Source organism: Robertkochia flava, assembly GCF_020166515.1.
GTDB classification, from domain to species: Bacteria; Bacteroidota; Bacteroidia; order Flavobacteriales; family Flavobacteriaceae; genus Robertkochia; species Robertkochia flava.
Map to the genome: position 1 here is coordinate 433,487 of NZ_JAINZT010000002.1, position 12,849 is coordinate 446,335.

Genomic DNA, 12,849 nt, shown 5'->3' on the forward strand with positions numbered 1-12,849 from the left:
TTTAGTGTTAAGATACCCAGTTTACCGGGTTTTTCAGTACGTCCAATAGTTTAGCTTCGTCAGATCCCGGCTCAGGATGATGATCATACACCCATTGTACATGGGGAGGAAGGCTCATCAGAATGCTTTCGATACGCCCCCCGGTCTTGAGTCCGAAGAGGGTTCCCTTGTCGTGTACCAGGTTGAATTCCACGTACCGGCCTCTTCTGATCTCCTGCCATTCGCGGTGTTTCGATTCATATGGCATGTCCTTTCTTCTTTTTACGATCGGACTATAAGCCTGCAGGAAGCTGTCGCCTACTTCTGTAACGAAGTTATACCAGTCTTCCATACTCATCTTCTCATCTGCACGGCAATAATCAAAAAAGAGTCCGCCGATACCACGGCCTTCCTGCCGGTGGGCGTTGTAAAAATACGAATCACATTTTTCTTTGAAGGCGACATAAAAATCGGGTTGGTGATTGTCGCATGCCTTTTTGCAAATTTCATGGAAATGTATGGCATCTTCTTCAAAGAGATAGTAGGGGGTAAGATCCTGCCCTCCTCCAAACCAGGAGTCGATAACCGCTCCCGTTTTGTCGTACATTTCAAAATACCTCCAGTTCGCATGAACAGTAGGCACAAAAGGGTTTTTTGGATGGATCACCAGGCTCAGGCCGCAGGCGAAAAAGTCGACATCTCCCACCTTAAAATAGTTTTGCATTGAAGCGGGCAGCGCGCCGTGCACAGCAGAGATATTAACCCCACCCTTTTCAAAAACAGCACCGTTTTCAATAACCCGGGTGCGTCCGCCTCCACCGCCTTCCCGCTCCCAAAGGTCTTGCCTGAAAGTGGCCTTTCCGTCGATGGCTTCAAGTTCTGAAGTAATTTGATCCTGCAAATTCAATATATAATCGTAAAATTTCGATTTCATCATTTTTCATCTTTTATATATATCAACTCCCCGGGAAACCGGTGGAGTTCTTCTGTGCTGTTTATTTTCCTCGCAGTTTTCAGCAAAGGTAATAAGGCTTGGGTTAATTGGGAGTTCTTCACCCCGTTTCGGTCAAAGTTTTGCAGGTACAATTGCCTGCCAGCGGCATTGTTGTGCAGGTCCATACTCCGGGCAAGAGGAGGGTTTGGGGAAAACGTTTCGTGCCAGTCGGTCAGTGATTTAACCCAGCTCCGGACCTTTTCGCTGTTTTTTTCAACAACAAATGCATTCCGCATGAGCATCATATTCCAAAGGGCATGCCGGAAGGCGTTGGCCTTATTGTTCTTGTGGTGGCTTTTACCGAACATCCGGTCACAAATAAGGAGGCATTGTCCCGTTGCCGTAATCGCACTGAGAAATAATAAGGGGTGGCGGAAAAAGAATCCGGACACCCCTTTGAATTGTTTCCATTGCAGGATCTTTAACAATTTTAAAGATCCCTTCATTTGCCTTCGTATTCTTTAACGGCCTCGATAAACGCCTTGGCGTGGTCTACGGGAACCGTAGGCAGAATTCCATGCCCGAGATTCACCACATATTTATCTTTCCCGAACCGGTCTATCATGGTATGGACCATTTTTTTGAGTTCCGGAATGGGTGTGAACAGTCGCGAAGGATCAAAATTTCCCTGCAGTGTAATATTCCCTCCGGTGAGGTTCCTGGCAATTTCAGGAGAACAGGTCCAGTCTACCCCGAGAGCGCTGGCTTTACTCTTTGCCATGGTGTCCAGGGCAAACCAGCATCCTTTTCCGAAGACGATCACCTCTGTCATCGGTTCAAGAGCCTCCACGATCTGGTTGATATATGGCCATGAGAAGGTATGGTAATCTTCGGGTGACAACATGCCGCCCCAGGAGTCAAAGATCTGAACGGCATCTACCCCCGTTTTTACCTTTTCCTTCAGGTAGGCAATGGTAGTGTCGGTGATTTTCTGAAGTAATACGTGAGCTGCCTCGGGTTGTGAAAAGCAGAAGCTCTTGGCTGTATCGAAGCTTTTCGAACCCTTTCCTTCAACCGCATAGCAGAGGATGGTCCATGGGGATCCTGCAAATCCGATAAGAGGTACCTCGTTGTTGAGCATTTCCTTGGTCAGGCGGATCGCATCCATGACATAACCCAGGGTTTCATCTATATCCGGAACGATCACCTGTTCAACATCGGCGGCAGAGCGGATAGGCTTGGGTACCCATGGCCCGACTCCCGGTTTCATTTCCACATCGATATTCATGGCCTGGGGAATAACCAGGATATCCGAAAAAAGAATGGCTGCATCCGGCTTTACGATCCGGATGGGTTGCACGGTGATCTCAGCAGCAAGTTCCGGAGTGCGACACCTGGTGAAGAAATCATACTTTTCCTTCAGGGCCATAAATTCAGGCAGGTATCGTCCGGCCTGACGCATCATCCAGACCGGGGGTCTGGAAACTTCTTCTCCTCTCAGGGCTCTTAAAAACAGATCGTTCTTTATCATTGTTCTACGCTATGTTGTCTTTTAGGATTAAAATATTTTACGACCTCAAGGATCAGGTGTTCGGCTGTTGGTTTTGCGGCAATGGCCACTTTGTTTTCAAAGCCTTCGAAGGCCTTAGCGGTCGTGGGGCCAATGCAAAAACACACCGCGTTTCCGGTTTCGTTCTTTTGCCGGAATGCATTAACAGCACTTGGGCTGAAAAAGAGTATGGCATCAAACCTCCCGGGGGCTTCAATCACATTGGTAAGGGTGCGGTAGACTTCGATCTCAGTTAGTGGGGTGTTATGCTCTTTCAATATACGCGGCAATTCGTCCCTGCGGTTGCGGGTACCCAGATAATGAAAATCCTTACCCTTGTAACGGTCTGCCAGGGCATAAGCCAGTTGTTCCCCCGAAGATTCGCATAGCACCGGCGGATAACCGGCTTCGGTTAATGCCGCTGCGGTTTTTTCTCCTACACAAAAACACTGGCCGATCCGGAGGTCGGCACCTCTTATCGCCTTGACCGCATTCTGACTTGTAATAATGGCTCTGTCGATTTTATGCGGATGAGAAAACGGAACGGTTTCTGTTTTCACAAAAGGGATTTCAACCAGGGCAAATCCGGCATTGAGCAACCGCTCCTTTTGGGGAGTGGTGAGGCTTTTAGTGCTCAGTATGCGAATGGATCCTGCCATATGCTGTGAATTGTTACCGATTATTTTGCCAGGGTTTTTTTGATCTTCTTCATAAGGTTCTCTCCGCCGTTATTCAGTACTTCTTTTGCGCAAATACTTCCAAGGCCCTCGACATTTTCAATGAGTACTTCCTTTTGTACCTCAACTTTTTGTTTGCCGTCCAGGGAATGCAGGACGCCTTTAAAATGCAGGTAATCCACATCTATGGTAGCCAGTGCTCCGATAGGGGCAGTACATCCTCCTTCAAGGGTCCGGAGAAAATCTCTTTCTATAGCGGTGCAAATATCCGTCTCGTAGTCGTTTAGTTTGTTGAGTGCCTTGAGTAGTTGCTTGTCTTTTTCAAGGGCGGCGATCATCATTGCTCCCTGAGCCGGTGCCGGAACCATCCAGTCCAGCTCTATAGCATCTTCGGGCTTGATCGCAATGCGTTCCAGTCCGGCAGCTGCAAAGATCGCTGCATCCCAGGGGTTGTTCTTTAGTTTTTCGAGGCGACTGTTAACATTTCCTCTCAGATCAGAAACCTGGTGTTTGGGAAACCTGCTCAGCCATTGTGCCTTTCTTCTCAGGCTGCCTGTTGCTATATGGCCCTTTTTGCTGGACAGAAAGTCGTCTCCGTTTTTTAAAACCAGCAGGTCTGCCGTATTGGCGCGTTTAAGAACAGCGGCCTTTACAATCCCTGCAGGCAGGGCTGTGGGAACATCTTTCATGCTGTGTACGGCGATGTCAATTTCTTCCTGTAACAGGGCAACATCCAGGGTTTTGGTGAAAACCCCGGTAATTCCGAGTTCGTAAAGGGGCTTGTCAAGAACGAGATCTCCCGTTGATTTTACGGGGATTAGCTGTGTTCTGTACCCAAGTGCTTCCAGCTTTTGCTGCACATTCCTGGCCTGCCACATAGCGAGTTCGCTATCGCGGGTGCCAATTCTTATCACTTTATTCATTTAGAAGTTTCTAGTTGAAACACTTTCTTTATAAGTTCAATGCTCTCATCCGAAGAATTCGGGCTTTCCCGAAGGTGGTTGGCGAACTGGGTGGTGATCTTCTGGATCAGACGGTCGCTGAGGATCTCGGCATGTTCATCATTAAAGTCCTTGATCTTTTTTCTCTGGTTGTCGATCTCGGCTTCTTTCAGGGATTTCAATTTCTTTTTGAGTGCTTTGATCGTGGGGGCGAACTTCCGGGTTTCCAGCCATTTTTTAAAATCGCCTTCTACCTCTGCTATGATCTGTTCGGCCTTGGGGATATAACGTTCCCTTCTCTTCAGTGTGTCGTCTGTCATTTTTGAAAGCTGATCGATGTGTACCAGGGTAACATTTTCAAGCTCCGCCACATTTTCATGTACATTTCTGGGGATAGAAAGATCGAGAACCAACAACGGCTTGTTGGCGTAGATCAACTCTTTGGAAACCGTGGGGTGCTGCGCTCCGGTAGCCACAACCAGTACATCTGCCTTGCGAATCTCCTCCTGCAGCTGTCCGTACTCCTTAACCACCAGGTTAAACTTCCCGGCCACTTTTTCTGCCTTGTTCCTGGTGCGGTTGATCAGAACGATATGGTCGTTATTGGTGTGCTTTACCAGGTTTTCACAGGTATTTCGACCTATCTTTCCTGTACCGAAAAGCAGGATGTTCTTTTGTGATATATTCGGAACTTTGGAAAGAATGTACTGTACAGAAGCAAACGCCACCGAAGTAGCCCCGGAAGAAAGTTCTGTTTCGTTCTTGATGCGTTTGCTGGCCTGGATCACCGAATTGCACAGGCGTTCCAGGAAGTGGTTGGTAAGTTCTTCTTCCTTCGAGGCAATAAAACCCTGTTTGATCTGGCTGATGATCTCAAAATCTCCCAGGATCTGGCTGTCTAATCCGGTGCCAACCCGGAACATGTGGTTGATGGCTTCGTAATTTTTATGGACGTAGCCCACACTTTGAAATTCTTCTACCGTACCGTTGGTATTTCCGCAAAGTAACTGGATCAGTTGAAAAGGGTGTTGGGCAAAACCATAGAGTTCTGTGCGGTTACAGGTAGAAGTTACCAGAATCCCGTCAATACCAGACGATTTGGCCTGACGTAGCAGGTTGGTTCTGTCTTCGTCGTTAAGACTGAATTTGCCACGTGTATGCACGTCGGCTTTTTTATAACTCAATCCTACTACGTAAAAAGAACTGTGTTTAGAGATGTTATAAGCTTTCATTCAGTTTGTTCCGAATTGAGCTGCAAAAATAGGATGGATCATTTTAAAAAAATAACGCTCAAAGTACTTTTTATAACGCTTAAAGTGATTTGTATGGTTTTTACACATATTTTGGCTTAAAACCCTTAATTTTGAGGGATTGTCAAGGATTTAGCAAATAACTGTTTATAACAATTCTAAATAAATAAACCCGGTGGGGTTATGGAAGAAGAAAAAAAAAATATCGCTCAAGGAACATCAAAGGAAGTGCGTTTTGAAGACGGCTTCAAATTGCTCATCACCAGAAATGATTCGTCATCTTTTGCTCAGTATACCAGGGAGGTAGACCGAACCTTTATTCAGTTTCACTTTTGCCTGAAGGGAGAAGGGAGCTTTTTATTTAATAATGGCAGTTATTCTCTGAGTTTAGGGGAGGATGATTCGCTATTGCTGTACAACCCGCAGCGGGATCTTCCCATGCATCTGGATCTCTCTGCCAATACCTGGGTGGTTTCGGTGCTGATATCCATAAAGAAGTTCCACTCGCTATTTTCTCTTGAAGCCGGATACATTCCCTTTCTCAGTGAAGAGAATATGGACAAGAAATACTACAATACAGCCCCAATTAATCCCGCCATGGCAGTAGTATTGAGTCAGATCATTAATTATAACCTGCATGCCTCGGTTCGTATGCTCTATTTGAAGGGGAAGGTTTATGAACTTCTCGGGCTATACCTGAATAAGCCGGAAGACGCCGATATTGAGCAATGCCCTTTCCTTGTGGATGAAGACAATGTGAGGCGGATCAAAAAGGCTAAGGATATCATTATATCCAGAATGACCGATCCTCCCGGACTTCAGGAATTATCGGAAGAAATCGGGCTTAACCTTAAAAAACTGAAAGAAGGTTTTAAACAGATCTACGGGGATTCGGTGTACAGTTTTTTGTTTGATTATAAAATGGAGGTCGCCAGGCGAATGCTGGAAAGCGGCGAACACAATGTAAATGAGGTAGGTCTTAAAGTGGGCTACAGCACATCGAGTCATTTTATTGCAGCCTTTAAGAAGAAATATGCAACCACCCCTAAACGGTACATTACTTCTTTAAACAACGGGTAGTTTATGAAAATACAGATTTTAATCCTTGTGCTCTACTTAATAGGGTGCAGTGACGGGGCCGAAAACAACCAGGAAGGTACTCCTGATGGGGGGGTGGATGCCCCCGTTGCGCAGCGTGTGCTGGTGTTCACCAAAACCGAAGGTTATCGTCACGGCTCCATCTCCGATGGGGTTTCCCTGATCAGGCGTTTAGGTCGCAATAATGAATTCGGCGTTGACCGAACGGAAGATTCAGAAGACTTTAATAAGAACGATTTGGAGAAGTATGACCTGGTGATCTTTCTGTCGACCACCGGAGATGTGTTAAATGACGAGCAACAGGAGGCCTTTGAAAATTATATCCGGGCGGGCGGGAGTTTTATGGGAATTCATGCGGCCGCGGATACTGAATTCGACTGGCCCTGGTACGGCAATCTTGTCGGGGCGTATTTCGAAAGTCATCCTTCTGTACAGGAGGCTACGATTATAGTAGAAGATAAGGGACACCCCTCCACGTCCTTTTTGCCTGATACCTGGGAGCGCAGGGATGAATGGTATAATTTCAGGGAAATGTCGGATGAGATCCAGGTTTTACTTACCCTGGACGAGGAAAGTTATGAGGGAGGTGAAAACGGCGAATACCACCCTATCGCATGGTACCGTGAATTTGACGGAGGTCGCAGTTTTTACACCGGTGGCGGCCATACCGATGCATCCTTCAGCGAGCCCCTGTTTGAGGAACACGTTCTTGGAGGGATTCTTTGGTGCCTGAAGCGTACCAACCCCAACTAGGTATTGGAATGTTCTATAGGCCTATTTAAATTTCATTGGCCGGCATTGGAAAGAGGTTCTCATTAAGTTTTAACTTTGCTAAAAAAATTATAGCTGTCTATGAAAGGAGTATTATTGGTGAATCTGGGATCGCCGGATTCGACAGACCCAAAAGACGTCAAACGATATCTGGATGAATTTTTGATGGACGAACGTGTGATCGATCTGCCAAAGTGGCTCAGGACCTTTATTGTAAGAGGTATCATTCTGAACACCCGTCCTAAAAAATCTGCCGAGGCCTATTCCCGTATTTGGTGGGAAGAGGGTTCTCCGCTCATCGTATTATCGGAACGACTCCGCGACAAGGTAGATGAAATGACAGCGGTTCCGGTGGTTCTGGCCATGCGTTATGGAAACCCATCCATTCAGGCCGGACTCAAGGAATTGCACGATAAGGGGGTAACCGATGTGCTGCTGTTGCCTTTGTATCCTCAGTTTGCCATGGCTACAACAGAGACCATCCTGGTGCTTGCAGAAGAGATTCGCAAACAACAGTTTCCAAATATGCAGTTCACCAATGTTCCGGCCTTCTACAATCATGACGATTATATCCGGGTGCTTTCAGAATCCATAAGGGAACATCTCAAGGATAAGGATTGGGAACATCTGTTGTTCTCATACCACGGGGTGCCCGAGCGACACATTAAAAAATCGGATATCACAAAATCACATTGCAAGATAGACGGTCAGTGCTGTAAGACCCCATCACCCGCCCACCAGTTCTGCTACCGGCACCAGTGTTATGAAACCACAAAACAGGTAGCGGCGTATCTCCAGCTAAAAGAAGGTACCTATTCAACTTCTTTCCAGTCCAGACTGGGTATTGACCCCTGGTTACAGCCCTTTACAGACAAAACCGTAAATGGGTTTGCAGAAAAAGGTATGAAAAAGCTTGCCGTAGTAACGCCGGCTTTCGTATCTGACTGCCTGGAGACGCTCGAGGAGATCGGGATGGAGGCAGAGGAGGAATTCAAGGAAAGAGGCGGAGAGGAATTCCACCTGATCCCCTGTTTAAATGACAATGAAGCCTGGGTGAAAGTAATCGCCCGATGGGTAGACGAATGGGCGCATCAGGAGCAGGCTTCGGTTACACAATAATTCAAAACGCATACTATGGCCAGGATCTCATCCGAGGAATTGGGTACGGAACCCATAGGCCGGCTTTTGGTAAAACAAGCCGTGCCGGCTTCCATAGGGATCCTTGTCATGTCACTAAATATCCTGGTCGATACCATTTTCGTGGGGAACTGGATCGGGTCTGTGGCCATTGCCGCTATCAATGTGGTGCTTCCCGTATCCTTTTTTATTGCGGCCCTGGGTATGTCCATTGGTATAGGGGGAGCCTCTATGATCTCCAGGTCGCTGGGGGCAAAAAACAAGGAACACGCGCTTAAAACCTTTGGAAACCAGATCGTGCTCACCCTGGTGCTCACCTGTTTCCTTGTATTTTTAGGCGTGGGTTGGGCTGATGATATCATCCCTAAATTCGGAGGTAAGGGCGCCATTTTTGAGCCTGCCAGGATCTACTACCTGATCGTGCTCTACGGGGTGCCCTTCCTGGCCCTTTGCATGATGGGAAATAACGTGATCCGGGCCGAAGGAAAACCCCGATTCGGGATGATCGCCATGATCATTCCTTCTGTAGGGAACTTGTTGCTCGATTACCTGCTGATCAATGTGCTTGACCTTGGGATGCATGGGGCAGCGTGGGCTACTACCGGCTCCTATCTCTGTTGTTTTCTTTATATCCTTTGGTTTTTCTTTTCTGATAACTCTGAACTCAAGATCTCCTGGTCGCATCTGGGATTAAACTTCAATGTTGTGAGTGAGATCGCTTCCCTGGGAGGAGTAACCCTGGCCAGGCAGGCTGTGGTAAGTGTGACTTATCTCTTTGTAAATAATATCCTGTTCGACCTGGGGGGAGAATCTTCTATAACCGTGTATGCCATAGTTGGGAGGATGCTCATGTTTGCGCTGTTTCCGGTCCTGGGTATCACCCAGGGATTTCTTCCCATAGCCGGATATAATTATGGTGCCCATCATTACAGCCGGGTCAGGGAGTCCATAAATACGGCTATCAAATATGCAGCATTGCTTGGTCTGGTTGTTTTTGCCCTGATCATGGCTTTTCCATATCAGATCACACAGGTGTTTACTGATAATGCGGAGGTGCTTAGCGAAGCTCCGTATGCCATGAGGTGGGTGTTTGCTGCCACTCCTGTAGTGGTGGTGCAGTTAATTGGTTCGGCCTATTTTCAGGCCATTGGAAAGGCGCGTCCGGCCCTGTTCCTCACCCTCACCCGACAGGGTTTCTTCTTTATCCCCCTGGTGCTGATACTGCCGAAGTTTTTTGGTGAGTTTGGCGTATGGGTCTCATTTCCTATCTCAGATCTGCTTTCCACCGTGGTTACCGGCTATTTTCTTCATAAGGAGGTCCGCACGAAATTAGTAGGAAATGGTATCGATTCGTAATTAATTTATAAATTGAGCCCTGAACTACTAACTGACTTTAAAAATGCGAAATCTTCCCTTGCTTAGGAGCCTGCTCCTGTTGTGTGTGATGATGTCTTTTGTGCCCGCTGGTGCACAAAAGAACAAGAGTGAATATTCAAAAGAATTGTACAGTTCCCTGGAGTACCGCCTTTTAGGGCCATTCCGTGGAGGCCGTTCTGCAGCTGTGACCGGGGTTCCCGGCAAACCCAACCTCTATTATTTTGGAGCTACCGGTGGAGGGGTATGGAAAACCGAAGACGGTGGCCGTACCTGGGAAAACCTCTCTGATGGTTATTTTGGAGGAAGTGTCGGGGCTATAACAGTTGCCGCAGGCGATCAGAACGTGATCTATGTAGGTGGAGGAGAATCTACCGTGAGAGGTAACGTTTCCTCAGGTTATGGTATCTGGAAAAGTGTGGATGCCGGAAAGACCTGGCAGCAGGCGGGTCTCGAAAAAAGCAGGCACGTTCCGCGAATCGTGGTGCACCCGGAAAATCATGACATTGTTTACGCAGCCGTACTCGGGAATATTTATAAGGCTACAGAAGACAGAGGTGTTTACAAAAGTACCGATGGTGGTAAAACATGGAGAAAAACACTTTTCTCCAATGATATGGCCGGGGCAGTTGATCTTATAATGGATCCTAATAACCCAAGAATACTTTATGCTTCTACCTGGAGAATACAACGTACCCCTTACAGCCTGAGTAGTGGCGGAGAGGGTTCTGCGCTTTGGAAAAGTACCGATTCGGGGGAAACCTGGACCCGTATATCAGACAATGAAGGCTTTGCAAAAGGAACCCTGGGGATCATCGGAGTTACCGTATCGCCGGTGAATTCTGAAAGAGTTTGGGCTATAGCAGAAAATAAGGATAAAGGTGGGGTCTATCGCTCTGAAGACGGAGGAAAGACCTGGGCCTATATTAATGACAGCAGAAGTCTGCGTCAGCGTGCATGGTACTACACCCGTATTTATGCGGATACCCAGGATGAAGATGTGGTTTACGTAATGAACGTGTCCTATCATAAATCCAAAGACGGGGGTAAAACCTTTAGTGCCAGTAATGCTCCTCACGGGGACCACCATGACCTTTGGATTGCTCCGGAAGATCCGAAGCGTATGATCATCGCTGATGATGGTGGGGCACAGGTGTCCTATGATGGGGGAGAAACCTGGAGCACTTATCACAACCAGCCTACCGCTCAATTCTACCGGGTCACAACAGACAATCATTTCCCATATCGTATCTATGCGGCGCAACAGGATAATTCAACCATACGTATCGCACATCGTTCCAGTGGTTCAAATATCTCCGAAGACGACTGGGAGGAAACCGCCGGAGGAGAATCTGCCCATATCGCAGTAGACCCTGAAAATGATGATATAGTGTACGGGGGCAGTTACGGAGGATTCCTTACCCGTGTAAATCATGAAACCGGTTCGGTGCGTGCCATCAATGTGTGGCCCGATAACCCGATGGGCTATGGAGCAGAGGGCATGAAGTACCGTTTTCAATGGAACTTCCCTATCATCTTCAGTAAGCATAATCCCGATAAACTTTATACCTTCTCCAACCATGTACATGTAAGTGAGAACGAGGGGCAAAGCTGGGAAGTGGTTAGTCCAGACCTGACCAGGAACGATCCTGAGAAATTAAAATCTTCCGGTGGGCCTATCACCCAGGACAACACCGGGGTAGAATATTACTGTACCATTTTTGCTGCCAATGAAAGTCCGCTGAAAGAAGGTTTACTTTGGGTAGGTAGCGACGACGGGCTTGTACATGTTACCCGCGACGGGGGACAGACCTGGGATAATGTTACCCCAAAACAAGCGCCAAAATGGCTTATGATTAACAGCATCGAACCTTCTCCTTTTGAAGAGGGTACCTGTTATGTGGCAGGAACACTTTATAAGGAAGGTGATTTTGCTCCTTACCTGTATAAGACCACTAACTTCGGGAAGACGTGGGAAACGATCACCGATGGTATTAACGAAGAACATTTTACCCGGGTACTGCGTGCCGATCCGAATCGAAAAGGATTGTTGTATGCAGGAACAGAAACCGGAATGTACATATCATTTAATGACGGCGAAAGCTGGACACCTTTTCAGCAGAACCTTCCTGTAGTACCGATTACTGATCTGGCGGTAAAAGACAACAACCTGATCGTGGCTACCCAGGGTAGAAGTCTCTGGATCATTGACGACCTGACTGTATTGCACCAGCTCGGGGATGAGGTGGCAAATGACGAAGATTACCTTTTTAAACCAAGGGAGAGTTATCGTACCCAGGGGCGTGGAGGTCGGACTTCTATAACTGCCGGAACCAATATCCCTAATGGGGTTATCACTCATTTCTACCTGAATGATTACGATGTGGAAAAGGATTCGGTGAGCCTTACCTACCTGGAAAAGGATGGAGACACCATTAAAACCTTTGCCAACTTTGCCAGGGAGGATAAGTTGAAGGATTTAAAAGCAGGGGGTAATACCTTTGTCTGGGATACCCGTTACGAAGGCGCGGAGCGTTTTGACGGCATGATCCTCTGGTGGGCCAGCCTCAGCGGAGCCAAGGCCGTTCCCGGAGAATACCAGGTAGTTCTCAATGTGAACGGAGAAGAGCAATCCCGAACCTTTGAGATCCTTCCCGACCCACGGGCAGAGGTTACAGTGGAAGAGATGCAGGAACAGTTTGATTTTGTTAAGGAGATCAACGCAACAGTAGATGAGGCCCATAAGGCCATTAAAAAGATACGCAGGGTGAATTCGCAGCTCGACACCTTTATCGAACGCTATGGCGATCAGGAAGAAACCGCAGCGCTGGTTGAGAAGGCAAAGGCCATGAAGGAAAAGCTGGGAGAAGTAGAGAAAGCACTTTATCAGACTCAGAACCGAAGCGGACAGGACCCATTGAATTATCCGATCAGGCTCACCAATAAACTGGCGCACCTGAACAGCCTGGTAACCCTGGGAGATTTTCCTCCTACAGCACAGGACAGGGCTGTAAAGGAAGAGCTTACCAAAGAGATCCTGGCAGAATTGGAGAAATATAATGCCGTAGTTGATGCGGAAATAGATACCTTTAATAAGGAATTTAACAGTAAACAGCTGGAATACCTTAATCTTAAATAG

At 47.3% G+C, this 12,849-nt stretch carries 11 protein-coding genes; 5 read left to right on the forward strand and 6 right to left on the reverse strand.

The genetic code is table 11. The features are described 5' to 3' along the window. Window positions 1-7 precede the first annotated feature (7 nt). From hemF to hemA, 6 genes are read right to left on the reverse strand one after another with little or no spacing between them, the layout of a single operon-like run. Window positions 8-913, reverse strand: a complete 906-nt coding sequence (gene hemF / locus K7R11_RS02325) for an oxygen-dependent coproporphyrinogen oxidase (RefSeq protein ID WP_224489132.1) — start codon at window positions 911-913, stop codon at window positions 8-10. Next, window positions 913-1,419 (reverse strand): DUF6973 domain-containing protein, encoded by a 507-nt coding sequence (locus tag K7R11_RS02330; protein WP_224488337.1) that lies wholly within the window; start codon window positions 1,417-1,419, stop codon window positions 913-915. Before K7R11_RS02330 ends, hemF begins: the two co-directional genes overlap by 1 nt. Further along, window positions 1,416-2,444 carry a uroporphyrinogen decarboxylase gene (gene hemE, locus K7R11_RS02335; RefSeq protein WP_224488339.1) on the reverse strand — a complete coding sequence of 343 codons (1,029 nt, stop codon included), beginning with the start codon at window positions 2,442-2,444 and terminating at the stop codon, window positions 1,416-1,418. The genes K7R11_RS02330 and hemE overlap by 4 nt, the downstream gene beginning before the upstream one ends. Next, window positions 2,441-3,121, reverse strand: coding sequence for a uroporphyrinogen-III synthase (locus tag K7R11_RS02340; RefSeq protein WP_224488341.1), 681 nt, complete (start codon window positions 3,119-3,121; stop codon window positions 2,441-2,443). The genes hemE and K7R11_RS02340 overlap by 4 nt, the downstream gene beginning before the upstream one ends. A gap of 20 nt (window positions 3,122-3,141) precedes the next feature. Next, a complete protein-coding gene (gene hemC / locus K7R11_RS02345; protein ID WP_224488343.1) occupies window positions 3,142-4,062 on the reverse strand; it encodes a hydroxymethylbilane synthase in 921 nt (306 codons plus the stop codon). Then, on the reverse strand, window positions 4,059-5,312 hold the full coding sequence (hemA, locus tag K7R11_RS02350; protein ID WP_224488345.1) for a glutamyl-tRNA reductase: 1,254 nt from the start codon (window positions 5,310-5,312) through the stop codon (window positions 4,059-4,061). Before hemA ends, hemC begins: the two co-directional genes overlap by 4 nt. 201 nt (window positions 5,313-5,513) lie before the next feature. On the opposite strand from hemA, the gene K7R11_RS02355 reads away from it, so the two are divergent. From K7R11_RS02355 to K7R11_RS02375, 5 genes are all read left to right on the forward strand, one after another. Next, on the forward strand, window positions 5,514-6,410 hold the full coding sequence (locus tag K7R11_RS02355) for a helix-turn-helix transcriptional regulator (RefSeq protein ID WP_224488347.1): 897 nt from the start codon (window positions 5,514-5,516) through the stop codon (window positions 6,408-6,410). Window positions 6,411-6,413: 3 nt separating this feature from the next. After that, window positions 6,414-7,181, forward strand: a complete 768-nt coding sequence (locus K7R11_RS02360; protein WP_224488349.1) for a ThuA domain-containing protein — start codon at window positions 6,414-6,416, stop codon at window positions 7,179-7,181. A 99-nt stretch (window positions 7,182-7,280) separates the two neighbouring features. Continuing rightward, window positions 7,281-8,318 (forward strand): ferrochelatase, encoded by a 1,038-nt coding sequence (gene hemH / locus K7R11_RS02365; RefSeq protein WP_224488351.1) that lies wholly within the window; start codon window positions 7,281-7,283, stop codon window positions 8,316-8,318. A gap of 15 nt (window positions 8,319-8,333) precedes the next feature. Further along, complete coding sequence (locus tag K7R11_RS02370) at window positions 8,334-9,692, forward strand: MATE family efflux transporter (RefSeq protein ID WP_224488353.1); 1,359 nt, start codon at window positions 8,334-8,336, stop codon at window positions 9,690-9,692. Window positions 9,693-9,735: 43 nt separating this feature from the next. Then, a complete protein-coding gene (locus tag K7R11_RS02375; RefSeq protein WP_224488354.1) occupies window positions 9,736-12,849 on the forward strand; it encodes a WD40/YVTN/BNR-like repeat-containing protein in 3,114 nt (1,037 codons plus the stop codon).